Consider the following 26,483-nt stretch of genomic DNA (forward strand, 5'->3'; position numbering starts at 1 on the left):
CGCGCTCCACAGAAGCATCTGCCAACCCGCGCGGGCGCGGCAACAACGCCTGCCGCACCCCTACAGCAGAGCACCCGCCAGCAGAATCATCGTCAGGACGAAGCCCGCGGCATAGTTCAGCCACAGGAAAACCTGCCAGCCGGAACGCGTCCGCTCAGCCGAGGCATCATCAATGTTCAAAAAGCGCACCGCGTTGGCGGTATAGGCCAGCCCGACGACCGCCATGATGTCCAGCGGGAATGGGGTGAGACCCATGAGAACGGCCGCCGCCGCGTACAAAGCAACCGCCACAGCCACCGTGCCGCGCGCGCCGAATGCCGTGGCGATCGACTTGAGGCCGGCTTCGCGGTCGGGCCCGATGTCCTGCACTGCGCCGAACGCCTGGCTTGCCATGCCCCACAGGAAGAACGCGATGAGCCCCAAGACTCCCGCTGTACTCACACCCGAGCCCAGCACTCCCGAAGCGGCACCGTCAGCCCCAGCCCCTGCAGAACCACCACCAGCACCCCCGGCCAGCAGCGTCACGGCGAACCAGGCGGGCGTAGAGAAGTGCAGGGAGCTGGTCACGGAATCCAACACGGGGATTTCTTTGAACCGAAGGCCCCTCGCCGAGTACGCGACAACCGCGAACAGGCTGAAAACCAGCATCGCCTTGGCCATCCATGGCGCTGTCACCAGGAAATACAGCACGAACGGCAGACAGCTGAAGACGGCCGCAAGAAGGGTCGGCCGGTGCAGTGCGGGGTCGAGCACACTGCCTTCCACACCGCCTTTGCGCGGATTGCGCATGTCGGATTCGTAGTCGAAAACGTCGTTGATCCCGTACATGGCCAGGTTGTACGGCACCAGGAAGAACAGGCACCCCAACCAGAAATCGAGGCTCAGCCCGCCGCCCATCAGCAGGTACGCCGCCCCGAACGGGTAGGCCGTGTTGACCCAGCTGAGCGGGCGGGATGACAGGAACAGGTGCTTCAGCACTTCTCGTCACCACCGCTGACGAGGCGCCGCTCACCACCGCCGTCACGGGCGGCTTGGTCTGTTCTCGGCTGGAGCAGGTGAGCCCAGAGTGCGGGCAGGACGAGCACTGCGAAAACGGTGTAGGAAAGGTCTTCGATCGGCATGAGGCCAAGCGTGATGCCCGACGATGTTTCCGGCGAATAGTAGAACAGTCCAACACCGATCATGATGTTGTCGAAGATGATCGTCAGGGCAATGAGCACTGCTGCCGTCAGCAGCCACGGGCGGATGGGAATGCGCTTGCGTGCACTCCACGCAAGAAGTGCCGCGGGAATGAGGAAACAGGCGTTGAGAAGCGTGTACGTCACGGCTGCCCTGCCTCCCCAGCAGTCCGGTAATCCGCCTCCCGGCCGGCACCTGACCTGACACCTCGTCCGGCAGCCGACCCGGCACCTCGCGAGCCCCGCCATTCCGCCAGTTTCGCGGCCCCGACGAAAACGTTGATGGTCAGCCACACCAGGAAGAACAGGAACAGCAGCTCTTCCATCGGCAGGTGCGGAGCCAGGTTGATGCCCGTCATGTAGGGCGAATCGCCGCGGAAGAACACGTCCAGCCCAATGCCCAGCAGATCCCACAGCAGGAACACGGCCCACACACCGAAGTGCACGCCAGCGGTGCGGGCCCACACGTGTCCCGATTTGCTGCGCAGCGCGGCACCCCAGAACAGGCCGTGGCGAAAGTCGAGGATCGCCATGCCCAGCAGCGAAAAGCCGAGTGCGCCCGCGTAGGCCCAGCTCATGTGCGCTCCAGTAGGTCGACGGCGTTTTCAGCGCTGATAAGGCACATGGGCAAGCCCACGCCCGGCGCTGTGTAGGCGCCAGCGTGCACGAGCCCGCGCGCACGCGCCTTCTGCGGGAAGCGGAACATCGCCGACTGCGACAGCACATTCGCCGGCCCGAGTGCCGATCCGCGCCGCGGGTCGATATCGCCGGGACCAAAAGCCCGACGCACCCGCAGGTGTGAGGCCAGATCAACGCCGATGCTCGCGCCCAAAGAGTCAATGATCCGGTTGGCGTACTGCTCAAGCTCCTGTGAACCGGTGCGCAGCTGTGGGTCAGCTGGGGCCGGCACCAGCACAAACAGGTTCTCCGAGTCCGCTGGAGCCACAGAAGCATCCGTCCGCGACGGCGCACATACATAGGCCGACGCCGGCTGCGGCAGACGCTTGTCCGCCCCGAAGATCTGCGTGAAATTGCTGTCCCAGTCAGACGTGAAGAACAGGTTGTGGTGGTGCAGCTGCGGCAGCTTCCGGTCAACACCCAACAGCAGCGTGACCGCGCCGATGCCGTAATCGCGCCGCGCCCACCACTGCTGACTCCGCGTCCGCAGCCGCTGGGGCAGCAGAGCCTCGAACGCCTCAAGATCACAGGCCGCAACAACTGCGTCACTGTCGAAGTCGACAACAGAGCCCGTACCGCGAGAGCCGGCCTCCACCTCGTCAGCACTCGGAACGTGAGCACCCTGGCCAGCCGCCCCCGGCACATCAGCCGAACCACAGCGGGCCGTCACACCGACAACCCGCCTGCCCTGCGTGCGCACCGCCGTCACGGTGCAGTCGGTGCGAATGTCCACACCCAACCGGACCGCCGCCTGAGCCATCGCGGTGATGATCGTGTGCATTCCGCCCATGGGATAGCGCACGCCGTCGACAACATCGAGGTTCGTCATGAGGTGGTACATGCTGGGTGCGGTTTTCGGCTGCGTGCCGAGGAACACCGCCGGATAGCCCAGGATCTTCTGCAGCACGGGGTCGGTCACCGTCTGCTCAATCCGCCGCTGCATGGACTGGCCGAAAAGCCGCGGCAGCCGGGGGAGTCGGGCCAGCACATCGGGCCGGGCAAACCGGGTGTAGTCCCGGGTAGTGAAGTTTGTGTAGAGGAAGTGCTCGAGCGCCAGCCGGTACGTGTCCGAGGCCGATTCCACGTAGCGGCGCACCCGCTGAGCCGCACTGGGTTCGCGCTGGCTCACCAGCCGCAGGAAGGGCTCGGTTCCACGGGGAACATCAACTGCCGAGGTGCCGCTCCCGCTGTCTTGCAACCGTTCGGTTTCCAGCAGGCCCGCTGGCCAGACCCGGAATCCCGGGTCGAGGTCGTGCAGGTCGAGGGGATTGTCTTGGCCCAGCAGGCTGAAGAAGCGGTCGAACACCTCCGGCATGAGGTACCACGACGGTCCCGTGTCGAACGCAAAACCAGCTTCCGTGTGCAGACCGGCCCGCCCACCGACTTCGCTGCGGGATTCCAGGAGCGTGACCTTCCAGCCGCGCGCGGCAGCCAGCGCCGCTGTGCCCAGACCGGCAATACCTCCGCCGACGACCGTCAGTGAGCGCATCAGGCACCTGACCAACCGCGAACCGCGGCGGCTCGGGCTGCGAAGACAGCCTTGCGCGGTGCGGGGATACGCAGGCGGGTCCGCTGGAGTTCATCGACGGGAGTCGCCGCCACCCGTTCGGCGAGTTCTTCGAAGATGCCCAGCGCGGTGCCGACTGCGGTGCGCACGCGCCACGGCAGCAGCGGCATGGCTTTACGCGCCGCGGCAAAATCTGCCTGAATAATGTCCAGCTGGCGGGCTTTTTCCTCTTCTGTGAACTTGCCTTCGCTGTCCAGCAGGTAGGTTCTGCCGAGTTCAGCCGTGTCGGACCCAAGGTCGCGCAGGAAGTTGACGCGTTGGAAGGCCGCGCCCAGACCTCGTGCGCCGTCTTCCAGGATCGGCTGTTCTTCCGCGGTGGGGTTTTCGTCTTCCATGAAAATCGCCAGGCACATCAGCCCGATCACTTCCGCCGAACCGTGAATATAGGAATCCAGCGAAACCGGCGAATGGTGTTCGGGCCGGATGTCGCGGTACATGGACGAAAAGAACGGGTCCCACAGTTTCGGCCCGATCCCGGTGCGCCGCGCGGTGTCCGCAAAAGCGTGGGCTATGAGGTCAGACGAAAACCCGGTGCGGCACGCTTCAGCTATCCGCAGTCGGAAGTCATCGAGAGCCTCCGCCTGCGCGGCGGGGCCGGCGGGGTAGGCGCCGTCGACGATTTCATCGGCAATCCGCACCACCGCGTAGAGGCTTGCGATGCTGCGCTCCATACGCTTTGGCAGCAGTGATGCGGCAAAGGAGAACGAGGTGGAATAGGACCGGATGACAGCCGAAGCCGCACGGTAGGCGGTCCGGGTGTATCGCTGGGTGGGCGGCAGCAGGTCGAGCGTCCTGCCGCGTGAAAAGGGCAGTGTCATTCAGGCGGGGTCATTCATGGTGTCAGGCGGTCTGCTCAGTTAGCGCCGGCCTGTGGGTCAGTCGGCTGCGCAGCATTCGCTTCAGCCTTCAGTCGGCGTTCAACCTCAGCGGCCACCGCGAGCACGGTTGCGTCTTCGCCGGGTTTGCCGGCAATGTGCAGGCATGCGGGTGCACCGCTTTCGTACTTGCGGCCGGTGGGGATGGTGATGGCGGGCCAGCCGAGCACGTTGAACAGCTGGGAGTAGCGGACAAAGGCCGGGCGGGCATCGGGCCCGATGCTGTCCCACGGGACGGTCCCGCCGTCCAGCGCGGGCGACACAATGACGTCGACATCAGCGAACTGAGCCAGAGCGCGCTCACGCAGAGCCTCAACATCAGCCAAAGCCTGCTGGTAGTCGGATTCAGAAACATCGGCAGACTGTTTGACCCGGTCGAGAACACCGGGGGTAAAGGCTTCAGGCTGGTCTTCGGCCAGCGGGCCCAGAATCCGGAAGGACTCGTATTTGCGCACAGTGTCATACAGCGCACCGGACTCTTCGATGAACGGTTCGAGGTCCACCGGTTTCGTCGTGTCGAGGTAGTCCGCGCCGTCTTCAATCCAGTGCGGTGTGCTCAGTTCGAACGTGCCGACCGCGACCGATGCGGGCGCACCTGCCGAAAAGTCCACAACAGCCGAGAACACCCGGACTGCTTCGCTGACGGTGCGGGTGAAGAAGCCAAGAGTGTCGAATGACGGTGACAGTGGGAAAACACCGTCGGTGTTGACCGCACCCAGTGTGGGTTTGAAGCCGACAACACCCTGACATCCAGCGGGAACACGCACCGATCCGGCGGTGTCTGAGCCGACGGCAAAGGGAACCGCCCCGGCGGCCACGAGCGCGGCCGAACCGGAAGACGAACCGCCGGTGCACAGCTCAGCACCCGCGGGATTGACCACAGTGCCGAAAGCGGAGTGCTCACCGAAAATACCGTGCGAAAACTCCTGGCAGTTGGTTTTGGCCACCGGGATCGCACCTGCCGCCATGAGCCGTTCGACGACATCGGCGGTGCCGGTCGTCGCATCCGGGTGGCTCAGAACGTCCACGCGCGAACCCATCGAGGTGGGGGTCCCGGAAATGAACACGATGTCCTTCACGGCAAACGGCTGGCCTTCCAGCGCTCGCGGTGGAAGGTCTTCGTCGGCGCGCTGCGCGGCTTCGCCAGCGCGCTCGCGGGCAAGTTCCGGCAGCATTTCGGTGACGGCGTTGAATCTGTCTCCGGCAGATGCCACTTCGCGGAGGATGCGATCAATGTCGGCAACAGTCACTTCTACTCCCTCGACGGTCAGACCAGTCCTGCTAAGGATAGCCGGCCCAGCCGCCGGCACCTCGGCACCTGGGCCGGTGCTGTGGCGACCGGCACCTCGGCAGCGGCACAGCCAGCCGAGGCGCCAGCCGCCCCGAAGTTCAGCGCAGCCCGCGCAGCGCGTCGGCCGTGGCCAGTGCTGCGGTTGCGGCCTCGTATCCCTTGTCTTCGTTCGAACCTTCCAGGCCGGCCCGGTCGAGGGCCTGCTCTTCCGTGTCGCATGTCAGCAGGCCGAAGCCCACGGGCTTGGCGGAATCGAGTGCCACGCGCGCCAGTCCGTCGGTGGCGGCAGCACACACGTAGTCGAAGTGCGGGGTGCCGCCGCGAATGACAACACCGAGGGCAACAACGCAGTCATACTTTTCGGCGGCAGCCTGGGCTGCGATGGGCAGTTCAAACGAGCCCGGCACCCAGTGGACGGGTGCGTCGATGCCGGCTTCCGCTGCGGCGCGCTGGGCACCGGCCACAAGCCCGCCCATCACCCGGTCGTGCCAGCGCGAGGCGATGATTGCCATGCTCAGCGAGCCCGCCTCAACCGCCGTGCGGGGCGAGATTTCGGGTGCTCCGTGTCCTGCCATCAGAGTGTCCTTTCCAGAAGGTGCGACATCCTGTCGCGTTTGGCTGCCAGGTAGGCGATGTTTTCCGGCCGCGGGGCAACTTCGGCATCCACGCGGCGGACGTCGATGCCCTTCTGCTGCAGCGCGGTGATTTTTGTGGGGTTGTTCGTCATGAGCCGCACCGAGTGCAGCCCCATGTCGGCAAGGATTGCCGCGACGGCGTCGTACTTGCGCGCGTCAGCGGCAAAGCCCAGTCGGGTGTTGGCATCGACCGTGTCCACGCCGGTGTCCTGCAGGGAATACGCGGCGATTTTGGCGGCCAGCCCAATGCCGCGGCCTTCGTGTCCGCGCACGTAGATCACGTGTCCGCCGACTGTCGCAATTGTGCGCAGCGCCTGGGCCAGCTGTTCGCCGCAGTCGCAGCGGTGCGAACCGAAGACATCGCCCGTCAGGCACTCCGAGTGCACGCGCACGAGCGGCGCGACATCCGCGGTCGGTGGGCCGCTGAGCACCAGGTGGTCGGTTCCGTCGAAGGTGTAGGCGGTTGCCGTGAGCGTCCCGAAGTCAGTCGGCAGGGGAACCGTCTCTCCGCGTACGAGGCGCCGCTCGGCTCCGTCTTCTTCCGCGGCTTCCGGAATCGGCGTCATGGGGGCGTTTGGGCTGGCTTTGCGGTAGGCGATGAGGTCGGCGATCGTGACCATGGCCAGGCCGTGTTCGCGAGCGAATTCGGCCAGTGCCGCAAAGCGCATCATGGACCCGTCGTCGTGCACGATCTCGGCGATGACAGCCGCGGGGCTGCGGCCCGCCAAGCGGGCGAAATCGAGGCCGGCTTCCGTGTGGCCGTCGCGGGCGAGCACCCCGTCATCCTGCGCGATGAGCGGGAACAGGTGGCCGGGCCGGGTGAGGTCTTCCGCGCGAGTCCCAGGCTCTGCCAGGAGGCGGGCGGTCATGCTGCGATCGGCCGCGCTGATGCCGGTCGTTGTGCCTTCCTTCGCGTCGACGCTCACGGTGTAGGCGGTGCCCTTGGGGTCTTCGTTGTTCGCCGTCATGGGCGGCAGCGCCAGCCGCTTTGCGGTCTGCGCGGGAATGGGTGCGCACACAACACCCGATGAGTACCGGATGATGAACCCCATCCATCCGGGCGTTACGGCGTCGGCAGCCATGATGAGGTCGCCTTCGTTTTCGCGGTCTTCGTCATCGACGACGACAATCGGGCGGCCCACAGCGATCTGCTGGATCGCGTATTCAATAGAGGCCAGGTTGGCGGTCATGGCTGGTCCTTTCCTGCTGTGAGAGTTGCGAATTCGGCGCGGCGTTCGGCGTATTTCGCCAGAATGTCGACCTCGATGTTGATGGGGTCACCAGGTTTGACCTGGCCGAAGATTGTGCGCTCAAGGGTTGCTTCGATCAGTCCGACTTCCACCCAGTGCTCATCAGCATCGGCGGGGCTGACGGCGGTCAGGGTGAGGCTCGTGCCGGACAGGCTGATGGAGCCCTTCTCCACGGTGTAGGGCGCAAGATCTGCGGGAATGTTCACGCGCACTGTGCGCCACAGGCCGTTGTCCTCAACGGAAGCCACGCGCCCCACGCCGTCTACGTGACCTTGCACAATGTGCCCGTCAAAACGACCGCCCGCCGGCATGCAGCGTTCAAGGTTCACCGGATCGCCCGGCTGCAGGGCACCAAGGGAGGAGCGGCGCAGAGTCTCGCCCATGAGCAGGGCACGGAAGGTGCCCTCGGGCTGGTGGCCGGCCGGCACCTCGTCCTTTTCTTCCGCCTGAGCGGCAGCCAGGGGTGCCGAGGTGAGGCACACCCCGTTGACCGCGAGCGAACCTCCCGGCGGAAGGTCGGCGACGATCGGCCCGGCCTCCAGAGTCAGATAGGCGCTGTCGCCAGCCTGCTTAAGCGAAACGACGGTTCCGACGTGCTCAATGATTCCGGTGAACATGGTGTCCTTTCTCAGCTGGCGTCAGGCGCAGCAGAACATCTGCGCCGAGAACCTGTGGGTTGGGGTGGGCCGCACTGGCGGCATCGAGGGTGAAGGCGTGCGCGTCAAGCAAAGTGGTGACATTCAGCCCGGTGGTGCTGCGCAGGCCGTCGCCCAAAAGCACGGGCGCCTGATACACCAGGAGTTCGTCGGCCAGACCGCGGCCAATAAAGCTGCCGACCAGCCGGGGGCCGCCCTCAACAAGCAGATGTTCAACACCGGCCGCTTTCAGCTTGGTCAGCGCCTCGTCGATTGTTTCGGCGGTGATGGTCTGCAGGTTCTGCGCCAGGTTGCTTTCCGGCGGCAGGGGGCGGCGGCCGATGACCACCGGGATCGGCTGGGAGGTGACCGCGGCGGTCTCAGGGCGGGCGCTTAAGCGCGGGTTGTCGGCAAGCGCGGTACCGGTTCCCACGGCAATCGCATCGACCTTCGCGCGAATTCCGTGCGCGTGGGAGCGGCCCTCTTCACCCGTGATCCACTGGCTTGTGCCATCGGCGGCAGCGGAACAGCCGTCAAGGCTCTGGGCGATTTTGCACGTGATGAACGGCCGGCCCTCACGCACCGCCAGCAGCCAACGCGAATTGAGAGCCTGAGCTTCTGCGCTCAGCACACCGGTCGTCACAGCAATGCCTGCCTCACGCAGAACATCCGCGCCGCCGCGGGCCGCCGGGTTTGGGTCGGCTGTGGCGATGACGACGTGGGCGATTCCAGCGTCGATGATCCGCTGAGTGCACGGGCCGGTGCGGCCGGTGTGCGAACACGGCTCCAGCGTCACGACCATCGTCGCGCCACGAGTGTCAACGCCGTTGGCCTGAGCGAAGCCGAGTGCGGCAGCCTCAGCGTGGGCTGTGCCGGCACCGGCGTGAAAGCCCACGATCGGACCGGAGCCCGGCGGCAGGAGAACAGCCCCCACGAGGGGAGTGGCGCCTCGTGAGCCGTGTGCCGCGTACTCAAGGGCAGCCCGCATGGCCTGCTCGTGGGTCAGGCCGGTGGCATCAGGCAGAAGAAAAGCCGCCTGGACTTCCATGTGAACCTCCCGGTACAGCCGGGAGATGGGAGTCCACAGCGGCGCTGTGGGTTCGCGAAAGGCACGCCGGGTACGCCGACAGCGCCTGCGCGAGCAGACTGTGTTCCTCCCATCCAGACTCTTACTGTCGGTCTCGGAATTGCACCGAGTCAGCCGGGTGTTCGCACGGCGTGTGCCGTGGAGCAGCCGGGTCGCGGACTGTCACCGCCGGTACGGAATTTCACCGTCCCCGGAACATCTGAGGCTCATAGTAGCCCCTGGGTGTGACACGTGTGACACGGGGTGGGGAGGTGCCGGGCTGACGAGGTGCCTGCCCGGGTGCTCCGGGGCCTGTTTCTGGGGTGGTCGGGGTGTGAGGCGGCTGGGTGTGGGCCTTTGCGGCGTGCATAGCCAAGTTATATAAATGAGGTATGGAAAACGAACGTCTTGTCACTGATCTCGTTGCCGCAGCGGGGCGCTTCACCCGCGCTGTTCGCCGTGGCACTCACGGTGACGAAGGCTGGTCGGCCTGGCGTGCGCTGGCGGTCATCGACCAAAGTGAGCGCACCACGGTCGGGCTGCTGGGCCAGCTGTACGGATGTTCGCAGCCGGCAGCTACGAAGATCGCGGCACGGCTGACCGCGGACGGTTTCATTACACGCCGACCAGACCCAGATGACGCGCGCGCTTCTCTTCTGGAGATCACGGACAAGGGCCGTCAGTGGCTTGTGTCTGAGCGCACCTCGGCGGTGCAGAAAATGGGTTCGACGGTCGATGACCTCACGGCTGAGGACGTTGCGGCGCTCACCCGCTCGGTCGACCTGCTCAACAGCATGGCGGCAGCCCTTGTCGAGGACGAATGAAGGGCAGCGATGTCTGAGAAATACTTCGCCTACGTTGACGAGACTGGTGACCTTGGTGACTTGAGCGTGAGCCCCAAAGCAAGCCCGCACTTCGGAATGGCCGCCATTCTTTTTCCTGCCAGCGCAGCCGGCGATGTTCGCCGAATGATCACAGACCTTAAGGGCGAATTCAGAGTTCCCCACGACAAGCCGTTTTCGTGGAAGGAGTACGTGCGAGATCACGACCGGCGCCTCTATGTCGCCGACCATCTCAGCATGTTGGACAAGGTGCAGGCCATCTATGTCTACACCGATAAGGCCGCCGTGACTGAGGGTACGTACACCACGGAACGTGGCGCGCTTTATAACTATGTTGCCGGAAAAATGTTGAAGAACATCCTCTGGGCGGCCCGGAACTCTGGCGTCAAGAAGGGTGATTTGACGATCCGCTTTTCACACGTCAAAGGCTTTGACCACGATTCTGTCAGCCGGCCCTACCTTGAAACGACTTTGCCGGCTCAGCAAAGCCTCCCGATGGAGTTGCTTGACTCCCTTCAGTGGGTGGCTGCGACGAAGTACCGCGAGTCCGATGTGGCCGATCTCTTTGCAGGCTGCTTGAATGAGGCTCTGCGCCCTGGGCGGTACGGGCACGTGGAGGGACGCTACCTCCGCACGGTCTGGCCGCGTGTACGAGGCGTGGAAAACTGCACTAGCGCCAGCAACTACTGTGCCGTTCCCCTCGGATTTATGGCAATGCCGAATTACAAGGTGATCTCACCCGGGTGGTTCCCTTGTCCCGATTGTCCCAAAATTAAATAAGGAGCGGATTAGCACTCCCCGGAGTCGATCCACTTAAGGAGTGCGGCGTTGTGCGCCGCCGAGCATCCGGGCGAGTGCTAACCCGCTCCTTCAGGTAAACACCTCTAATATCGTGGTGTTTCCTACCCGTAGGATACAGGACCCCTTGTGCGCGTATCAATAGCGCACGAGCTGTGGGCTCGCCGGTTCAACCACTTCAGCTGAGCAGAATTGCCGTGGCGATCGAGAAGTAGATGATGAGGCCCGTCGCGTCAGCGAACGTGGAAATGAACGGGTTGGAGAACACCGCAGGGTCGGCGCCGACCTTCTTCGCGACCAGCGGCATGACCCCGCCGATCGTTGCGGCCATCGTGCAGATGGACAGGAGGGTTAGGCCGATGACGGTGCCGATCCCCACATCGAACGCCAGGGAGGCCGCCAGGAAGCCCAGAACACCCAGGGTGAGTCCCAGGGTGAAGCCCACGCGAGCCTCACGCCAGATGATCTTCGGCATGTCGCGAACACGAACTTCGCCCATCGCGAGGGCGCGCGTGACGGTTGTTGCCGCCTGGTTGCCGGTGTTGCCGCCCGTGCCGGTCAGCAGGGGAATGAACAGGGCCAGCGCGGTCAGCTGCGCCAGCCGGTCCTCGAACACATTGAGCACCTGCACCGTCAGAACAGCTGAGACCGCGAGCATCGTCAGCCACACAACGCGGGACCGGAAGATGCTGAAGATCGACGCTGACAGGTAGGACTGCGCCAGGGGTTCCGAACCACCGGAGCGGGCGGTGTCTTCCGCGTCTTCTTCTTCGACGATGTCGATGACGTCGTCAATCGTCAGGATTCCCACCAGACGCTGTTCGCGGTCGACAATCGGCATAGCAATGAGCTTGTCGCTCAAGAAGCGGCGCGCAGTTTCTTCACGGTCGTCAATGGCGCTGGCGCTCACCGGCTGGTTGGCGATATCGCGGATGACAACCGAATCGTCTTCGCTCAGCAGGCGGCGCAGACCGATGACTCCCGTGAGTTTGCGGCTGGAATCGACAACCGGCAGCAGGTAGATGGTTTCGGGGTCGTCAATCCTGCGGCGGACATAGGCCATGGCCTCACCCACCGTGAAGTCCTGATTGATGCCGATGACCTCCGGCGACATGTAGCGGCCGATCGCTTCGGGCGGATAGCCCAGAACCGAGGCGGTCATGTGGCGTTCGGACGGACTCAGCCCGGCCATGAGCCGGTCGGCGACCGCCGCCGGCAGTTCGTCGAACACGAGCGCGCGGTCGTCCGGGTCGAGGTCTTCGATGAGTTCGGCGACGTCGGTTGAGCGCAGCCCCCTGATCAGATCGGCCTGGTAGGCCGGCGGGAGGTCCTCAAAGATGTTCAGCGCGGTGTCTTTGTCCAGCACCCGGTAGAGCACGGCGGCCTGTTTGGCAGGCATTGATTCGATGAGGTACTGGAGGTCGTCGTTGCTGACGTTGCGCGCAGCGTGGGCGAGTTCGGCCAGTTCTGCTTCGCCCTGGGGTCGCGATCGCAGCGCTTCTTCTATGAGTTCTACGGACACTGCCCCTCCTTGCGCTGCGTTTGGGGAAGGCCGTGCGGCACGCGGCGCGGTGCTGAAGGTGATTGGTCAGGCCGCCGTGTCGGTGCTCCCCCATAGACTTCGAATATGTCACGCGAAAACACTCTGCATGCCTCCGCCCAGTCGATCTTAGCCCAACTGACAGGGCGCCCCGACGCGGTTTTTCGCGACGGTCAGCTGCAGGCAATCGAGACCCTCGTCCGCGATCGGCGCCGGGCTCTTGTCGTCCAGCGCACCGGGTGGGGAAAGTCCGCCGTGTACTTCGTGTCCGCCCGGCTGATTCGCGAAGCCGGGGGAGGGCCGACACTCGTCATCTCCCCGCTGCTGGCGCTCATGCGCGACCAGGTGGCAGCAGCCCATCGGGCGGGTGTCAACGCCGTCACCATCAATTCGTCGAACGTCACCGAATGGGACGACGCGGTCGAGGCGCTGCGTCAGGACCGTGTTGATGTTCTGTTCATATCTCCCGAACGGCTCACGAATCCGCGGTTCCGGGATCACGTTCTCGGCGAGGTTCTCAAGCGGGTCGGCATGATCGTGGTCGATGAGGCTCACTGCATTTCAGACTGGGGGCACGACTTCCGACCGGACTACCGGCGGATCGGCGCGCTGGTGCGCTCGCTTCCGAACTCCGTGCCCGTTTTGGCCACAACCGCCACCGCAAACGAACGGGTGGTTGCCGATGTCGCGGCTCAGCTGGGGGACGACACTGTGGTTGTCCGCGGTCCGCTCACGCGCGATTCCCTGCGTTTGGGCGCTGCGGGTGTGTGGTCGGCACAGGACCGCATTGCGTGGCTGTGCCAGCACGTGGGCGATCTTCCAGGCAGCGGCATCATCTACACGCTCACGGTCTCAGCCGCCGAAGACCTCACGCGGGCACTGAAACAGGCCGGATGGAATGTCGAGGCCTACACCGGCAGCACGGATGCCGAGGACCGCACGCGGCTGGAAGACGCTCTGAAGAGAAGCGAACTCAAAGCGCTCGTGGCCACAAGCGCGCTCGGTATGGGCTTTGACAAGCCCGACCTGGGATTCGTTGTGCACTTCGGCGCCCCCGCCTCGCCCGTGGCCTACTACCAGCAGGTCGGCCGTGCCGGCCGCGCAGTTGAACACGCGGATGTCCTCCTCCTGCCCGGTGCCGAAGACCGCGCAATCTGGGACTACTTCGCAACTGCCTCGATGCCGGATCCGCAGGCGGCCGACCGCGCGCTGCAGGTTCTTGCCTCAGCAGATGGCCCCATGTCTGTGCCCGCTTTGGAGCCGCTTGTCGACATCAAGCGCTCAGCACTGGAACTGCTGCTGAAAACCCTGCAGGCAGACGGTGCTGTTGATCGAGTGCAGGGCGGTTACGTGTCCACGGGTGCCGGCTGGGAATACGACGCCGAACGCTACGCCGGTGTTGCCGCTGCCCGCGAACGCGAAGCGCAGGCCATGGAACAGTACTTGGCCACAGATGACTGCCGCATGGTGTTCCTCGCCCGCCAACTGGACGACACAACGGCCCAACCGTGCGGACGGTGCGACAACTGTGCTGGCCGCTGGTGGTCTGAGGACATCGACGCGGGCCTGCGTGAGGGCGCTCAGTCGCTGCTGTCCTCCGTCGGTCTGCCTGTTGCACCGCGTGCCCAGTGGCCCACCGGGATGCCCAAAGCGGGAATCGACATCAAGGGCAAGATCCCGGAAGGAGAAAGGGCGGACACAGGCAGGGTCATTGCCCGGCTGACCGACCTCGGGGCGGGGCAGACGCTGCGACAGTTCCTGACTCCGGCATCACCCGATGAGCAGATTCCCAAGACCATTGGCGACCTCGCGGTCTCAGTTCTGGCCGATTGGGACTGGGCAGTGCGTCCCGACTGCGTTGTCGGCATTCCCAGCGCCCACCGCCCGAACTCCGCGCAGTCCCTGGCCCAGGGGCTCGCCGCTGTGGGCCGTATGGAGTACTTGGGTCAGCTGGAACTGCTGCGCGATCCGGGCAGCCCCGATGTCAACAGTGCCTACCGTGTCAAAAACCTGTGGGACGCCCTCAGGGTCGGCCCGCAGTTGGAAGCTGCGGTGGCTGGACGCACAGTCCTGCTGACGGATCTCGAAATCGCATCGCGCTGGACCATGACGATCGCGGCGCGCCTGCTGAAGCAGGCGGGAGCGGCGGCAGTTCTGCCGTTCGCGCTCGCCCAGCGCGGGTGACTTCACTTAGGGCGGGTGAACTCGCCGGGCGGCGAAGGAAGCCCCTGGACTAGGTGAACTCGCCGGGCCCAGAGCTTAAGATTCCGAGTTCTTGCGCTTGGCAGCCCGGTCGCGTTCCTTCTTAGAGGTCCAGATGACGGTTCCCACGATGAGCGCCAGTGTGATCCACAGAGCGTATTTGTCGATGAGCTTGAGCAGATCAACCGCCGGCTGACCTATGAACCAGCCCAGGCTGGCACTGACCGTGGACACCAGCAGGGCGCACGCGATGTTGGCGCTGATGAACGTGCGGAATCGCATTCCGGACCATCCGGCCACCAGCCACACCAAGGATCCGGGCACACCCGGGAACCGGCCGAACACCACGAGCACCACCAGCAGCCACTGCGGCAGATCGCGGATTCGGGCCGCTTTCCTATAGGCCTTCGGGGTGTTGGCCACCAAGCGCACCACGTTCTCTCCCCAGTGGCGGCCGGCCAGCCACCACAGCCAGTCGAACTTCACCGCGCCGATGAAGCCGGCAAGGATTGCAAACCACAGCGGGTAGCCCTCGACCTTGGCGAATGCGCCGGCTCCGGCAATAACGGTTTTTGCTCCCGTGATGACAGACAGCAGCACCGGCATTTTGGCAATGAGAAATGGGCGCAGCGGGAAGATGACAAGAAAGAACAGGGGCAGGCCGATGATGAAGCCCAGCAGCACTTTGTCTGCTTTTGAGGGTTTGCGGTCGCCCCACGGCCACGGGATCGGCTTTTCGGCTTCGGCGCTGCTGCCAGCGCTGTTATCAGCGCCGGTGTCGTGAGCACTGTCGCGGCCGTCGCTTGGAACGCCATCATCGGGAAGGTCGCCGTGCTTGTCGTCCGCTCTTTCTTCGTGTGCCATTCCAGTAGTCTAAAGAAAGACCGCTGCCGGCAACGACGCGCGACAGGAGCTCTTATGCGAATCTTCGGCTTCACTGAATACGGCGGCCCAGAGGTGGCCGGTTTCCTCGATGTTCCCGACCCGCGACCAGAGGGTGACGGCGTGCTCATCGACGTCGAAGCAACCACAGTCAATCCCGGCGATATCAAGGTCCGCTCCGGCCAGCGGCAAGAGTCTTTTCCGGTGCGCTTCCCCATGGCCATGGGCCGGGAGGCTGTCGGCACCATCCGCGAACTCGGTTCGGACGCTCCGACTGACTTGGAAGTCGGCCAACGGGTTTTCGGTTCGGCGGCTCCAGGCATCGGAACGTTTGCCGAACAGACAGTGCTGACCGGCACCTCGGCGACCCCGCTGCCTGAAGAACTGAGCGCGGGAACAGCCGCCAGCATTCCCGCGGCGTTCGGGACCGCGCACGATGCGCTCAATCAGCTGGGCTTGCGGCCGGGCCAGCCGCTGCTGGTGATCGGCGCTGGAGGAGGCGTCGGATCCTCTGCTCTGTCGCTTGCCAAAGCCGCAGGTCTCACAGTGTGGGGAGTGGGTTCGGCTGGGAAACACGATGTCATTACGCGCATGGGCGCTGAACACGTCGAATCCGGTCCGGGGTGGACCGACCGGGTACGCCGGCTGGGCACACCGGCGGCAATTCTTGATCTGGTGGGCGGCGAGGTGCTCCGTGAGGGCGCCCAGCTCCTGTCGGACGAGGTGCCTGCTGGTTCTGCTGCTGGTTCAGCGGGTGAAGGAGCCGGTGATGTTGGTCAGCGAGTGCGGATCCTGTCGGCGGCAGACCCCGCGTTGGCGAAAGAACTCGGCGGATCGGGCATTGTTCGGCACCGGACGCGCGAGGTCTACGCCCGCATTGCCCAGCTGTTGGCCGCATCGGCCGCGCCCACGTGGGTTTCAGCCCGCTACCGCTTTGCGGATGCCGCGCAGGCCGTGGCGGACGTTGAGGCCGGTCACGCGGCCGGCAAAATCATCATCCGCATCTGAAGCGCCAGCCGACCCAACCTGCCACAAGCGTCAGCCGCACAGCCGGCGGAAGCCCGGCGGCGCCTCGTCAGACCAACCCGTGGGGTGCCGCGGGCTGGCGAACAAAGCACTTCCAGCGCTCCAGCAGAGGGTGCGGGAGGACCCGCTCTTCGTCGGTGTGGGCATCGAAAACCCGGGTGGCGCCGTCGTGGCTGAACTCCGGCCAGTCGGCCCGGCCGGTGCGGGCAAAGCGCAGCCAGGCGTCCCGCATGCGGCGACCGGTGCGGCGTTCGCGCTCCGTGGGGCCCTGCGGGAATGTCAAAGCACCCATCCCGTCGGTGTAGTTCTCGAACAGCAGCGGAAGGTCGACCGAGTGAGCAGCCTGAATGCCGCCGCGAGGGTCAGCCTCCAGCAGGTAGGTCCACGCTCCCGGAACCGCCTGGGCCATGTCGAGGGCCGGCACCGTGAACATGAAGTCGGTGTTGACGCGCTCGTAGACAACCGGCGGGCGGGCGGTGCCTTCTGGTGCGGTGACCAGATGGGCGTACTGCGCTGACTCCGGCTGGGTGCGCGGGCCGATGGTTCCCAGAATGCGCTGTGCGACCGCTTCATTCGGCTGGCTGCGCGCAAGCGCCATGAACAGGTTGAACTCCTCGGCGTTGCTGCCGATGATCACCGGAATGTCCGGCGGAGTGCTGCGCAGCGCCTTCCACGGCCCGCGCGGCAGCACAGTGCCGTCGACCACCGGGGTCAGGGGCGGTTCGAATGCTGCGGCCGCGCCCCATGTGCCCATGCTGCGCTTGGCGGTGGAGTTGAGCTCCTCAAGCACCGCGCGGCGCTCGGTCAGGCTGAGTGAGCCGAAGAACTCGGGCGTTGCCTGCGCTCCGGGGTGCATTTGGCTGGCCGCACGGACAGCCGTGTCGGTGATCTGGGCCGCGAGGTCGGCTTCGAGAACCATGGACGGCGGGGATTGCAGGATGGCGCGCTGGAACAGGCCCTGCGCATCGGGCATTGTCAGCAGGCAGTGAATGGCGCCTGCTCCCGCGGATTCGCCGAACACCGTCACTCGCTGCGGGTCGCCGCCGAAAGCGGCGATGTTGTTCCGCACCCAGTTCAGTGCGGCAATCTGGTCGAGCAGGCCGCGGTTGGCCGGAGCGTCGTCCAGCTGAAGGAAGCCCTCAAGCCCCAGCCGGTAGTTGATGGACACGAAGACGCAGCGCTCGCGGGCGAACACGGTGCCGTTGTACTGCGGTTCGGCTGAACCGCCCAGGACATAGGCCCCACCGTGAATCCACACCATGACCGGCAGTGCTTGACCCTGCGTGCGCTGGGCGGGCGTCCACACGTTGAGGCTCAACCAGTCATCGCCGTCGCGGTGCTCCTCCATCGGGATGTCGCCGGCGGGCATGAACTGCGGGCAGGGCGGACCGAAGGAGGTTGCCGCGAATTCTCCGCCGGGCAGGCTCTCCAGGGGCCGAGGTGCCTGGAAGGCTGCCGCTCCTGTCATCGGCTGGGCGTACGGGATGCCCAGGTAGCACTCGACTTCGCCGTCGCTGAGCCCGCGGACGGTACCGCAGGGGGCGGTGACGGTCGGCTGGTTGGATTCGGCTGATGTGGAAGTCATGGGCTCCGGTGTTTGTCGGTGGCGGTCTGACAGTCGTTGTGCCCACCACGATAGTCGCAGGGGTCGTGTTTGTGCCGGGTGTGACCGGGACAGATGCGAATCAGGCCGGTGGGAGTGTCCCACCGGCCCGATTGCCTATGTTGGTCGATCAGAAGATGCCCTTGTGCTTGGCAGGCTTGCCGAGGTCGTTGACCGTGATGTCCTTCGAGGACACGTTCTGGTCGTTGTAGGTCGACTTGTCGCCTTCGGCGCGTTCAACCTGGGTGACCGAAATCGAGTTCTTCAGGCGGCCTTCGGTGGTCTTGCCGTCACCGAACTTGAAGTTGGCGATCAGCTGGTTCTCGCCCTTCTTCACCGGGTTGGACAGGGTGACGAGGAAGGAGCGGGTCGAGGTCTTCTTGTTGAAGCCGAGGTCCTGCGTGTAGGCGCCGTTGAACCAACCCGGGGTGATCAAACGGTCAACGCTTTCGGGGCCGTCTTCGGTCATCACGTCAACGCGGTAGGACACTGCCGGGTCTTCGCTGAAGTAGCGGTCGGTGCCGACGTTCTTCACGCGCAGTGCGGCGATGCCCGCGTAGCCGGGAACCTTGCCGTCGGTCACGGTGATCTGCGGTTCGAGGTCAAGCTTCTGCTTGCCCGCCGGCTTGCTGCCGCCGTCGCCCTTGATGGGCGAATCATCGGGTTCGATGGTGTTTTCGGTGGGCTTCGGGTTGGGCTTCTCTTCAACCGTGGGCTTGCCTGTCTGATCCGATTCGGAGGCGTTTCCGTAGATCTTGACGCGGACTTCGTTCTTGATCGGCGAGAATGCGCGCCACGCGGTCGGGTTCGACCAGGTGCCGTCGGACTTGCAGTGCTGCTGGGTGCCGATCATGTTGATGGCGCGGAATCCGTAGGTGGCGTCGCCGGTCTTGCCGGCGGGGACATCGTAGGGGCCGATGGTCTGGCCGACGTCCCAGCTCAGGGAGTACGAGGCGGAACCGCCGATGGTCTTGGCCAGTTCCCAGGCGATGCCGAAGTTGCCGGTGGTGTCTTTCTTGGATGCGGAACCGCCGCCGTTGACGGAAACGGATTCGGTCTGGCTGCCGTTGACCTCAAGCGAAATCGACTGTGACTTCGAGGTGTTCTGGGTCAGCGGGATCGCCTTGTCGGTGTTGTTGGTGGTGGAGATGGTGCCGACGGGCAGGAACTTGTCGGTGACCTTGTAGACGGTGGTGCGCTTGTCTTCCAGCGCGTTGCACACGGGGTGGGGATTGAGGACGTTTGCCTTGATGTGGTCGGACTTGTGGGTTGTCTTGACGATCGGCAGGTTCGGGTTGAGGGCTGGGGTTTCCGGGTATTCGTGGGTGTGTGTTGCCGCGGAGGCGGGGGAGGCGGCTGCAACCATAGCCGCGGTCGCTGCGAGTGCTGTCAGACCGCCGGCGGCGGAGCGCAGGAGTGACTGTGTCAGCTTCATCGGGTGGTCCTCTCGTGGTCGTCATTCTTGTGTGGTGACGCATGTCACCGAGTTGACGACTTCAAAGTAACTTACTGGCGAGTTGACTGGGCGGTCACAAAAGTGCCTTTTGTCCAAGATTTCGGACTTGAGTTGCCGTGCGGGCGCGAAGTGGCCTCCTGACCAGGGGCTTTATTGGTTCCGAAAATTTTTCTCAAGATCGACTTCGGCTGTCACAAAACTTCTTCCCGTTTTTTCTTCCGGCGGGGAATAAGGTCAGGCCCTTTAGGGTTGAGCCTAGTGAACGCAAGTTTGATGAAGGTCTCAGGCTCAATGAGGTTGACGACCCAAGCATCCAGTAGCAGACTTGAGTCAGATGCACTCAGAGTGCGAAGGCTCTTTTGAAAGGAGACACGAACATGGCTCGTGCAGTAGGTATTGACCTTGGAACCACCAACTCGGTCGTCGCGGTTCTCGAAGGCGGCGAACCGAAGGTCATCGCAAACGCTGAGGGCGGCCGCACCACTCCGTCGGTTGTCGCAGTGAACAAGAACGGCGATTCCCTTGTGGGTGAAATCGCCAAGCGTCAGGCTGTCACCAACGTTGAGAACACCGTTTCCTCGGTGAAGCGCCACATGGGCTCCGACTGGACCACCAAGCTCGGCGACAAGGACCTTTCGGCACCGGAAATCTCGGCTCGCATTCTGCAGAAGCTCAAGCACGACGCTGAAGAGTACCTGCAGGACACCGTGACCGACGCAGTCATCACCGTCCCCGCATACTTCAACGACGCTCAGCGTCAGGCAACCAAGGACGCCGGTCAGATTGCCGGTATGAACGTCCTGCGCATTATCAACGAACCCACCGCAGCAGCTCTGGCCTACGGTCTGGAGCGCGGTAAGGAAGACGAACTCATCCTCGTGTTCGACCTCGGCGGCGGAACCTTCGACGTTTCGCTCCTGGAAGTCGGCAAGGATGACGACGACTTCTCGACCATTCAGGTGCGCGCCACCTCGGGTGACAACGAACTCGGCGGTGACGACTGGGACCAACGTCTTGTCGACTACCTGGTCGGCCAGGTCAAGAGCGGCTACGGCGTGGACCTCACCAAGGACCCCACCGCCATGCAGCGCCTCAAGGAAGCTGCCGAGCAGGCCAAGAAGGAACTGTCCAGCGCAAGCAGCACCAACATTTCGCTGCAGTACCTGTCGATGAGCGAATCCGGCCCCATCCACCTGGATGAGTCCATCAGCCGCGCCAAGTTCGAAGAGCTCACCGAGGACCTCCTGGCCCGCACCAAGAAGCCCTTCGAACAGGTCATCGCAGATGCTGGCGTGAGCCTGTCCGACATCGACCACGTGGTCCTCGTCGGCGGCTCCACCCGTATGCCCGCCGTGACCGAAACCGTCAAGAAGCTCACCAACGGCAAGGAGCCCAACAAGGGCGTCAACCCGGACGAAGTCGTCGCAGTCGGCGCTGCCGTCCAGGCTGGTGTTCTGCGCGGCGACCGCAAGGACGTGCTGCTCATTGACGTCACCCCGCTGTCGCTGGGTCTCGAAACCAAGGGCGGCGTGATGACCAAGCTCATCGAGCGCAACTCGCCGATCCCCACCAAGAAGTCCGAAACCTTCACGACGGCCGAAGACAACCAGCCGTCCGTGTCGATTCAGGTCTTCCAGGGTGAGCGTGAATTCACGCGCGACAACAAGCCGCTGGGCACCTTCGAACTGACCGGCATTGCACCCGCTCCTCGCGGTGTTCCGCAGATCGAAGTGTCCTTTGACATCGACGCCAACGGCATCGTGCACGTGTCGGCCACCGACAAGGGCACCGGCCAGGAGCAGTCCATGACGATCTCCGGTGGTTCGGCTATTCCGCAGGAAGACATCGACCGCATGGTGCGCGAAGCAGAAGAGCACGCTGAAGAAGACAAGAAGCGCCGCGAAGCTGCTGACACCCGCAACAACGCGGAGACTGTCGCCTACCAGACGGACAAGCTCATCAAGGACAACGACGACAAGCTGCCCGAAGACGTCAAGAACGAAGTCCAGGCAGACGTTGACGCCCTGAAGGAAGCCCTCAAGGGTGACGATGACGACGCCGTCAAGCAGGCCTACGACAAGCTCCAGCAGTCGCAGACCAAGCTGGGCGAGGCCATCTACTCGGCAGCTCAGGCTGAAGCCGGCGCGGAAGGCGCACAGGCTGACGCAGGTTCTGCTGACGACGATGTCGTTGACGCCGAAGTCGTTGACGAAGACGAGGAGAAGTAATGACCACCGAGAACCCAGACGGCCGCGACGCCAGCGACCAGGGCTTCTCGTTCAAGGACAACCGTCGGATTGATCCCGAAACCGGTCAGGCCCGCCCCGCGGGTCAGGCCGGGGACGGGGCCGACGCCCCGGAGTCCGAACAGCAGCCGGAAGCCCAGCAGGGTGCAGAGCAGCCGGCGGCCGACGCCTCGGATCTCGGTGTTGAGATTCCCGACGACGCTTCGGGCATCGAAGATGCCGAACCGCAGCCGGAATCGGACGAAGCCAAGCGCTACCTTGACGACCTGCAGCGGCTCAACGCCGAATACGCGGCCTACCGCCGCCGTTCGGAACGCGACCAGGAGGTTGCTCGCGCAGCTGGCCTGCAGGGCGCGGTTGAAGCTCTCATGCCGGTGCTTGACGAAGTGAAGCTGGCCCGCGAAGCCGGCGACGTCACCGGTCCGTACGAAAAACACGTCGACAGGCTCCTGGAAGCTCTCGGCAAGCTTGATGTCGTGCAGTACGGCGAAGTCGGCGAAGTCTTCGACCCAAACATCCACGACGCTCTCATGCAGCAGCCTTCGGCTGATGTTGAAGAGCCCACGGTGTTCATGGTCATGCAGCCCGGCTACAAAATCGGCGAACGTGTCATTCGGGCGGCTCGGGTAGGAGTTCACCTCCCCGAAGCCTGACACGCTCACAGCTGCCGAGGCGGAGCTTCCGACCACCCGCAGGGGCACCCAGGTGCCCCACGGGGAAGGTGGGGCTCCGCCTCGGCCGCTAGAAGAACCTAAGAACAGACCATTTCGGCATTGAAAGGAGGGGCCGGATGAACTCGGGACCGCAGAATGAGTGGTTCGAGAAGGACTACTACAAGACGCTCGGAGTCTCCAAGGATGCCTCCGATGCTGAAATCAAGAAGGCCTACCGCAAATTGGCCCGCAAGTATCACCCGGACGCCAATCCGGGAAACGCGGAAGCAGAAGAGAAGTTCAAAGAGATCTCGGCTGCCAATTCGGTGATCGGCGATCCGGAAACCCGCAAGCAGTATGACCAGGTGCGCGCCATGGGCGGCGGCGCCAGGTTCCAGGCGGGTGCTGGCGGTGCTGGTGCCGGTGGCTTTGGGGACATCTTCTCCGGACTGTTCAACACCGGTGGAGGGGGTCGGACTCGTGCCGGTGGATATGCCGGTGGTTACCCCGGCGGGGGTCCGGATCTTTCTGACCTGTTCGGCGGCGGCTTTGGCGGTGGCGGTTTCGGTGGCTACCAGCAGGCTCCGCAGAAGGGCGGGGATATCCGCTCGAAGGCTTGTCTGAGCTTTACGGAAGCCGTTGAAGGCGCCACCGTGAAACTCAAGATGCCCGGTGGCAAGCCGCTGACTGTCCGTACTCCCGCGGGGGTAAAGGACGGACAGGAGGTTCGCGTTCGCGGCAAGGGCAAGCCCAGCCCCAACGGCGGTCAGGCCGGAGATGTGATTCTCACGGTTGAGGTTGCACCGCACAGTGTTTTTACGCGCGATGGCAACAATCTGCGCATGACGCTGCCGGTCACGTTCCCGGAGGCTGCTCTTGGAACTCAGGTTTCGGTGCCCACTTTGGGCGGGCAGCCGGTCACCATGAAGATTCCTGCGGGTACGCCGTCGGGCCGCACACTGCGCCTGCGTGGGCGGGGCATTGATGCCAAGTCCGGTAAGGGCGATCTGCTGGTGACCGTCGAGGTGACGGTGCCGCGCAATCTGAATGCGGATGCGAAGAAGGCCGTCGAGGACTTCGCTGCCGCCACCGAGGGTGAAGATCCGCGTGAGGGCCTGCTGCGGAGGGCGGGTGAAGCGTGATGATTCCCGCTGACCGCCCTGTCTACATGATTTCGGTTGCCGCGGAACTTGCCGGGATGCATCCGCAGACGCTGCGGCAGTATGACCGGCTGGGGCTGGTGACGCCTCAGCGGTCTGCTGGACGTGGTCGTCGCTATTCGGCTGATGACATTGAGAAGCTTCAGCTGGTGCAGCGGTTGAGCCAGGATGACGGCATCAACCTCGAGGGCATTAAGCGGATCCTGCGGATGCGCGAAGAAATCGAGGCTATGCGCCGCGAACAGGAAGCTATGCGCGCCGAAATGGACGCGATGCGCAGGCGGCTGGAGACTGCCGGCAGGATTTTCGCAGCGGCGTCATCTGGTGATGTTGTGTCCTTGTTTGAGGACTCGCAGGGGGCAGGCCGCAGGGCGCGTCCGGCCAGGCGCATTGCCGGTGTTCTGATGCCGGGCACTTCGTCGCGTCGTACCCGGTAGCGGCTCCGCCGGCCGTTTTGCAGTAAGGCCCTGAGCGGCGCGGCTTTCAAGCAACAAGGAGGGGCGGCCCTGTGTGGGCCGCCCCTTCTAGTGTCAGTTCAGAGCGTCAGTTCTGGACTGTGTTCTGCTCAGGCCTTGCGGGTGCGGCGGGTGAGCAGAACGGTTGCGCCGCCGACGGTGAGCAGTGCGACACCTGCTGCCAGGCCCCCGAGGCCCTGACCGGTGCGCGGCAGGGTGCCGGACGAACCGGACGTGGTCGATCCGCTCACGTTGTCCGAGGCGCCACCGGAGACGGATCCGCCGCCGCTGCCGGCCTGTTCATCGCTTCCGGTCTGGTCGTCGCTGGATTCGCCCGCGTCGCTGCTCTTGCCGGAGACGACTTCGAAGGAGTCTTCGAGCTTCTGGTCGTCGAATTCAGCGGTCACCTTGTACTTGCCGAGGTATGCCGACGGGTTGGACTTGTCGACACCGGCTGCGGAGAAGACGGCGTTGCCGTCCTTATCGGCAGTTGCGGTGGTTTCGTACGCCTTCACGTTCTTGGCGTTGCCGGAAACACCGGTGACGGTGAACTTCACCTTGGTGCCGGGCTCGAGGCCGGAGACGGTCGCAACGACGCCCTTCTTCTTGTTGACGAAGTCAGCGGCGGTGACCTTCTTGTCCGACAGGTTCAGAGCCGGGTCCTTAGCCGGAGCTTCGTCGTCGCTGTCGTCTTCATCGGCAACGACCGAGAACTTGAGGGTGTCAACTTTAACGGTATGGGTCTCGAAGTCCAGGAACACGTCGACTTCGTATTCGCCGAGGAAGTGTTCGGCGTGTTCGTCATCAATCTTCGGCTTGACGGTGGCTCCGGCATTGCCGCTCTTATCGACTTCTACTTGCTCGGAGTGGATGACGGCCTCGCTGCCGCTCCTGCGCAGCCAAAAGTCGACCGTGTTGCCGGGCTCGCCGTCCATGTACCGGACGTCGATGCCCTTTTCGCGAAATTCGCTCAGGGTGATCTTGTCAGCACTGATTTCAGCTGAGCCTATGTCGTTAGTGCCCTCTTCATCTTCGCCGGGGTTGTTGGGGTCTTCTTTGCCGCCCTCACCAGAGTTGTTTGGGTCTTCGGTGCCGTTACCGTCACCCTCGCCGGGTGCGGGTTCTTCGCCTTCACCGGGTGCGGGAGGCTGGGCGCCTTCGTCGGTAGGCTGCTCTTCCTGCTGGGGCTTGGGCGTCGGTGTGTCCGTCGCGGGTTCGTCTGCGAATGCGGGTGCTGCAATTGCTCCGAGCGAGCCGGTCAGTCCAAGCGACAGAGCCACGGCTGGAGCGAGGATGTTCTTCTTCACTGCGATCCTTCGAGTCATACGGTGCTCACGGCAACAGGTGCCGATCAAAAGGTCCACATGAGCCTAAAGATCGCTGAATTGCGCCCGCAAGCACTCTGAGGGAGTACGCGAAAGTAATTTCAAAAGCCGAAAAAGTCCCTGGTGAGGGCGGTGTGTTTACGCAGAGTTCATTTTCAGAATGTCCGGAATCCCGGAAAATCTGAGTAATTGTTATTTAAATGAGGCAAAAGGCGGTCTGCGCTGCGCTGCTCGGTCACACCCAGGGTGGGGGAATGGGCAGATCTTCCGGCGTGGCCGCACCGGCGCCGCCCTTCGCATCGTCCTGCCTGCCTGATGCCGGCCATCCGCGGCCGATTGCGTACTGCAGCAGCTCATTGAATTCGCCCGTCACCTCAACGGGCTGACTGAAGTCAGTTTCGTTCTTCTCGGTTCCGGGAATGTCGATGCGCCACTCGGCGAGATCTTCCCGGTCGGTCACGTGGAAGAGGAAGTTCGCGCGGATCTCTGTCTTCTTCCAGTAGCCAAGAAGCTCAGCAAAAATACGGTCGGCGGCGGCTGTCGGGAAGTCGAGTGCCGTGTATCCGATGTTGAGGTCAAGTGCGTGGACCAAGCATTCCCGGGCGCGCGCCCACGGAATAAACGATGCTGCGGTTTCTTCGCCCTGCCCCGTGCGTACGAGCGCCGACCAGGCGTCGTCGTTCATCGTGTTGAGTGCTTGTGTGAGTTCCTCGGAAGCTTCGTGGGCCATTGTGCTGACATCCGCATCGGGAGTTGATGCCACAAGCTGTTCGATTTCGGCATCCCGTGCTGCCCGCGACGGGTACATGGGGTTTTCATTCCCAGTGCGTGCCCATTCGATTAAGCGCATAAATGCATCCGCATTGGCGATGACGTGCATCGCGACATGCTTGCGGGTCCATCCGGACAGTCGTGACGGGCCGCCCATTCCGGTGTGTGTCACCTGATCCAGTGCCTGCAGGTAGAACCCTTCGGCGAGCATCCTCAGCTGGAGATCGTCGTCTGTGCTCGGGGTGTTGTCAGCCATATTCACGACCATACCGTTGTGCACTTGCTCGGGGCAGGTGCAGACATCGTGAGTATGGGATACTTCAAATGATTATTGCCTGTCTCGATGGCA

24 protein-coding genes and 1 riboswitch are annotated in these 26,483 nt (G+C 63.9%); of the genes, 8 read left to right on the plus strand and 16 right to left on the minus strand.

All coding sequences use genetic code 11. The features are described from left to right. Positions 1 to 60 precede the first annotated feature (60 nt). From HMPREF3172_RS05320 to ribD, 10 genes are all read right to left on the minus strand, one after another. Entirely contained in the window at positions 61 to 978 is a 918-nt protein-coding gene (locus HMPREF3172_RS05320) for a prenyltransferase (RefSeq protein ID WP_070516002.1), read from the minus strand. Beyond that, the gene (locus tag HMPREF3172_RS05325) at positions 972 to 1,325 is read right to left on the minus strand and encodes a lycopene cyclase domain-containing protein (protein ID WP_070516004.1); all 354 of its coding nucleotides are present in this window, start codon (positions 1,323 to 1,325) and stop codon (positions 972 to 974) included. The genes HMPREF3172_RS05320 and HMPREF3172_RS05325 overlap by 7 nt, the downstream gene beginning before the upstream one ends. Continuing rightward, complete coding sequence (locus HMPREF3172_RS05330) at positions 1,322 to 1,756, minus strand: hypothetical protein (RefSeq protein WP_070516006.1); 435 nt, start codon at positions 1,754 to 1,756, stop codon at positions 1,322 to 1,324. The genes HMPREF3172_RS05325 and HMPREF3172_RS05330 overlap by 4 nt, the downstream gene beginning before the upstream one ends. Further along, positions 1,753 to 3,345: a phytoene desaturase family protein gene (crtI, locus tag HMPREF3172_RS05335; RefSeq protein ID WP_070516007.1), complete on the minus strand. Its 1,593-nt coding sequence runs from the start codon at positions 3,343 to 3,345 to the stop codon at positions 1,753 to 1,755. Before crtI ends, HMPREF3172_RS05330 begins: the two co-directional genes overlap by 4 nt. After that, the gene (locus HMPREF3172_RS05340) at positions 3,345 to 4,241 is read right to left on the minus strand and encodes a phytoene/squalene synthase family protein (RefSeq protein WP_070428830.1); all 897 of its coding nucleotides are present in this window, start codon (positions 4,239 to 4,241) and stop codon (positions 3,345 to 3,347) included. The genes crtI and HMPREF3172_RS05340 overlap by 1 nt, the downstream gene beginning before the upstream one ends. Before the next feature lie 35 nt (positions 4,242 to 4,276). Then, positions 4,277 to 5,548 carry an amidase gene (locus tag HMPREF3172_RS05345; RefSeq protein ID WP_070516009.1) on the minus strand — a complete coding sequence of 424 codons (1,272 nt, stop codon included), beginning with the start codon at positions 5,546 to 5,548 and terminating at the stop codon, positions 4,277 to 4,279. Positions 5,549 to 5,687: 139 nt separating this feature from the next. Further along, complete coding sequence (gene ribH, locus HMPREF3172_RS05350) at positions 5,688 to 6,164, minus strand: 6,7-dimethyl-8-ribityllumazine synthase (RefSeq protein ID WP_070516011.1); 477 nt, start codon at positions 6,162 to 6,164, stop codon at positions 5,688 to 5,690. Further along, a complete protein-coding gene (locus HMPREF3172_RS05355) occupies positions 6,164 to 7,414 on the minus strand; it encodes a bifunctional 3,4-dihydroxy-2-butanone-4-phosphate synthase/GTP cyclohydrolase II (protein WP_070516012.1) in 1,251 nt (416 codons plus the stop codon). Before HMPREF3172_RS05355 ends, ribH begins: the two co-directional genes overlap by 1 nt. Continuing rightward, the gene (locus tag HMPREF3172_RS05360) at positions 7,411 to 8,091 is read right to left on the minus strand and encodes a riboflavin synthase (RefSeq protein WP_070516014.1); all 681 of its coding nucleotides are present in this window, start codon (positions 8,089 to 8,091) and stop codon (positions 7,411 to 7,413) included. Before HMPREF3172_RS05360 ends, HMPREF3172_RS05355 begins: the two co-directional genes overlap by 4 nt. Further along, positions 8,072 to 9,157 carry a bifunctional diaminohydroxyphosphoribosylaminopyrimidine deaminase/5-amino-6-(5-phosphoribosylamino)uracil reductase RibD gene (gene ribD / locus HMPREF3172_RS05365; protein ID WP_070516016.1) on the minus strand — a complete coding sequence of 362 codons (1,086 nt, stop codon included), beginning with the start codon at positions 9,155 to 9,157 and terminating at the stop codon, positions 8,072 to 8,074. The genes HMPREF3172_RS05360 and ribD overlap by 20 nt, the downstream gene beginning before the upstream one ends. A gap of 97 nt (positions 9,158 to 9,254) precedes the next feature. Then, a riboswitch (FMN riboswitch) is annotated at positions 9,255 to 9,398 on the minus strand. A gap of 169 nt (positions 9,399 to 9,567) precedes the next feature. Between ribD and HMPREF3172_RS05370 the strand changes: the two genes are divergently transcribed. Beyond that, on the plus strand, positions 9,568 to 9,999 hold the full coding sequence (locus HMPREF3172_RS05370; RefSeq protein WP_070516017.1) for a MarR family winged helix-turn-helix transcriptional regulator: 432 nt from the start codon (positions 9,568 to 9,570) through the stop codon (positions 9,997 to 9,999). A gap of 9 nt (positions 10,000 to 10,008) precedes the next feature. Further along, positions 10,009 to 10,797 (plus strand): DUF3800 domain-containing protein, encoded by a 789-nt coding sequence (locus tag HMPREF3172_RS05375; protein ID WP_070516019.1) that lies wholly within the window; start codon positions 10,009 to 10,011, stop codon positions 10,795 to 10,797. Positions 10,798 to 10,993: 196 nt separating this feature from the next. Here HMPREF3172_RS05375 and mgtE read toward each other — a convergent pair whose 3' ends face one another. Further along, a complete protein-coding gene (gene mgtE / locus HMPREF3172_RS05380) occupies positions 10,994 to 12,337 on the minus strand; it encodes a magnesium transporter (protein WP_062023194.1) in 1,344 nt (447 codons plus the stop codon). Positions 12,338 to 12,442: 105 nt separating this feature from the next. On the opposite strand from mgtE, the gene HMPREF3172_RS05385 reads away from it, so the two are divergent. Then, positions 12,443 to 14,539, plus strand: a complete 2,097-nt coding sequence (locus tag HMPREF3172_RS05385; protein WP_070516021.1) for a RecQ family ATP-dependent DNA helicase — start codon at positions 12,443 to 12,445, stop codon at positions 14,537 to 14,539. A 75-nt stretch (positions 14,540 to 14,614) separates the two neighbouring features. Here HMPREF3172_RS05385 and HMPREF3172_RS05390 read toward each other — a convergent pair whose 3' ends face one another. Then, positions 14,615 to 15,421: a DedA family protein gene (locus HMPREF3172_RS05390; RefSeq protein ID WP_070516022.1), complete on the minus strand. Its 807-nt coding sequence runs from the start codon at positions 15,419 to 15,421 to the stop codon at positions 14,615 to 14,617. A 54-nt stretch (positions 15,422 to 15,475) separates the two neighbouring features. On the opposite strand from HMPREF3172_RS05390, the gene HMPREF3172_RS05395 reads away from it, so the two are divergent. Beyond that, positions 15,476 to 16,447: an alcohol dehydrogenase catalytic domain-containing protein gene (locus HMPREF3172_RS05395; RefSeq protein WP_070516024.1), complete on the plus strand. Its 972-nt coding sequence runs from the start codon at positions 15,476 to 15,478 to the stop codon at positions 16,445 to 16,447. Between the two features lie 67 nt (positions 16,448 to 16,514). Here the strand turns inward: HMPREF3172_RS05395 and HMPREF3172_RS05400 are convergent, their stop codons facing one another. Continuing rightward, positions 16,515 to 18,050, minus strand: a complete 1,536-nt coding sequence (locus HMPREF3172_RS05400) for a carboxylesterase/lipase family protein (protein WP_070516026.1) — start codon at positions 18,048 to 18,050, stop codon at positions 16,515 to 16,517. A 148-nt stretch (positions 18,051 to 18,198) separates the two neighbouring features. Continuing rightward, on the minus strand, positions 18,199 to 19,503 hold the full coding sequence (locus HMPREF3172_RS05405; protein WP_070516028.1) for a hypothetical protein: 1,305 nt from the start codon (positions 19,501 to 19,503) through the stop codon (positions 18,199 to 18,201). 398 nt (positions 19,504 to 19,901) lie between these two features. On the opposite strand from HMPREF3172_RS05405, the gene dnaK reads away from it, so the two are divergent. The 4 genes from dnaK (at position 19,902) to HMPREF3172_RS05425 (ending at position 24,020) form a co-directional block, all read left to right on the plus strand. Next, entirely contained in the window at positions 19,902 to 21,752 is a 1,851-nt protein-coding gene (gene dnaK, locus HMPREF3172_RS05410; RefSeq protein ID WP_070516030.1) for a molecular chaperone DnaK, read from the plus strand. After that, on the plus strand, positions 21,752 to 22,423 hold the full coding sequence (locus tag HMPREF3172_RS05415) for a nucleotide exchange factor GrpE (RefSeq protein ID WP_070516033.1): 672 nt from the start codon (positions 21,752 to 21,754) through the stop codon (positions 22,421 to 22,423). Before dnaK ends, HMPREF3172_RS05415 begins: the two co-directional genes overlap by 1 nt. Positions 22,424 to 22,560: 137 nt before the next feature. After that, positions 22,561 to 23,565 (plus strand): DnaJ C-terminal domain-containing protein, encoded by a 1,005-nt coding sequence (locus HMPREF3172_RS05420; RefSeq protein WP_070516034.1) that lies wholly within the window; start codon positions 22,561 to 22,563, stop codon positions 23,563 to 23,565. Then, positions 23,565 to 24,020 carry a heat shock protein transcriptional repressor HspR gene (locus HMPREF3172_RS05425; RefSeq protein WP_062023219.1) on the plus strand — a complete coding sequence of 152 codons (456 nt, stop codon included), beginning with the start codon at positions 23,565 to 23,567 and terminating at the stop codon, positions 24,018 to 24,020. Before HMPREF3172_RS05420 ends, HMPREF3172_RS05425 begins: the two co-directional genes overlap by 1 nt. A 128-nt stretch (positions 24,021 to 24,148) precedes the next feature. On the opposite strand, the gene HMPREF3172_RS05430 is transcribed toward HMPREF3172_RS05425, so the two are convergent. Together HMPREF3172_RS05430 and HMPREF3172_RS05435 are read right to left on the minus strand one after the other, a co-directional pair. Then, a complete protein-coding gene (locus tag HMPREF3172_RS05430; protein ID WP_070516036.1) occupies positions 24,149 to 25,345 on the minus strand; it encodes a hypothetical protein in 1,197 nt (398 codons plus the stop codon). A 253-nt stretch (positions 25,346 to 25,598) separates the two neighbouring features. After that, positions 25,599 to 26,390, minus strand: coding sequence for a maleylpyruvate isomerase family mycothiol-dependent enzyme (locus HMPREF3172_RS05435; protein ID WP_070516037.1), 792 nt, complete (start codon positions 26,388 to 26,390; stop codon positions 25,599 to 25,601). Positions 26,391 to 26,483 lie beyond the last annotated feature (93 nt).

Source organism: Brevibacterium sp. HMSC08F02 (assembly GCF_001807555.1).
Lineage (GTDB): Bacteria > Actinomycetota > Actinomycetes > Actinomycetales > Brevibacteriaceae > Brevibacterium > Brevibacterium ravenspurgense.

What these genes read in the sequence shown, in the direction of transcription:
- HMPREF3172_RS05330 (WP_070516006.1), bottom strand. Translation starts at nt 1,756, where the DNA reads ATGAGCTGGGCCTACGCGGGCGCACTCGGCTTTTCGCTGCTGGGCATG.
- crtI (WP_070516007.1), bottom strand. Translation starts at nt 3,345, where the DNA reads ATGCGCTCACTGACGGTCGTCGGCGGAGGTATTGCCGGTCTGGGCACA.
- HMPREF3172_RS05340 (WP_070428830.1), bottom strand. Translation starts at nt 4,241, where the DNA reads ATGACACTGCCCTTTTCACGCGGCAGGACGCTCGACCTGCTGCCGCCC.
- ribH (WP_070516011.1), bottom strand. Translation starts at nt 6,164, where the DNA reads ATGGCAGGACACGGAGCACCCGAAATCTCGCCCCGCACGGCGGTTGAG.
- HMPREF3172_RS05355 (WP_070516012.1), bottom strand. Translation starts at nt 7,414, where the DNA reads ATGACCGCCAACCTGGCCTCTATTGAATACGCGATCCAGCAGATCGCT.
- HMPREF3172_RS05360 (WP_070516014.1), bottom strand. Translation starts at nt 8,091, where the DNA reads ATGTTCACCGGAATCATTGAGCACGTCGGAACCGTCGTTTCGCTTAAG.
- ribD (WP_070516016.1), bottom strand. Translation starts at nt 9,157, where the DNA reads ATGGAAGTCCAGGCGGCTTTTCTTCTGCCTGATGCCACCGGCCTGACC.
- HMPREF3172_RS05370 (WP_070516017.1), top strand. Translation starts at nt 9,568, where the DNA reads ATGGAAAACGAACGTCTTGTCACTGATCTCGTTGCCGCAGCGGGGCGC.
- HMPREF3172_RS05375 (WP_070516019.1), top strand. Translation starts at nt 10,009, where the DNA reads ATGTCTGAGAAATACTTCGCCTACGTTGACGAGACTGGTGACCTTGGT.
- HMPREF3172_RS05385 (WP_070516021.1), top strand. Translation starts at nt 12,443, where the DNA reads ATGTCACGCGAAAACACTCTGCATGCCTCCGCCCAGTCGATCTTAGCC.
- HMPREF3172_RS05390 (WP_070516022.1), bottom strand. Translation starts at nt 15,421, where the DNA reads ATGGCACACGAAGAAAGAGCGGACGACAAGCACGGCGACCTTCCCGAT.
- HMPREF3172_RS05395 (WP_070516024.1), top strand. Translation starts at nt 15,476, where the DNA reads ATGCGAATCTTCGGCTTCACTGAATACGGCGGCCCAGAGGTGGCCGGT.
- HMPREF3172_RS05400 (WP_070516026.1), bottom strand. Translation starts at nt 18,050, where the DNA reads ATGACTTCCACATCAGCCGAATCCAACCAGCCGACCGTCACCGCCCCC.
- HMPREF3172_RS05405 (WP_070516028.1), bottom strand. Translation starts at nt 19,503, where the DNA reads ATGAAGCTGACACAGTCACTCCTGCGCTCCGCCGCCGGCGGTCTGACA.
- dnaK (WP_070516030.1), top strand. Translation starts at nt 19,902, where the DNA reads ATGGCTCGTGCAGTAGGTATTGACCTTGGAACCACCAACTCGGTCGTC.
- HMPREF3172_RS05415 (WP_070516033.1), top strand. Translation starts at nt 21,752, where the DNA reads ATGACCACCGAGAACCCAGACGGCCGCGACGCCAGCGACCAGGGCTTC.
- HMPREF3172_RS05420 (WP_070516034.1), top strand. Translation starts at nt 22,561, where the DNA reads ATGAACTCGGGACCGCAGAATGAGTGGTTCGAGAAGGACTACTACAAG.
- HMPREF3172_RS05425 (WP_062023219.1), top strand. Translation starts at nt 23,565, where the DNA reads ATGATTCCCGCTGACCGCCCTGTCTACATGATTTCGGTTGCCGCGGAA.
- HMPREF3172_RS05435 (WP_070516037.1), bottom strand. Translation starts at nt 26,390, where the DNA reads ATGGCTGACAACACCCCGAGCACAGACGACGATCTCCAGCTGAGGATG.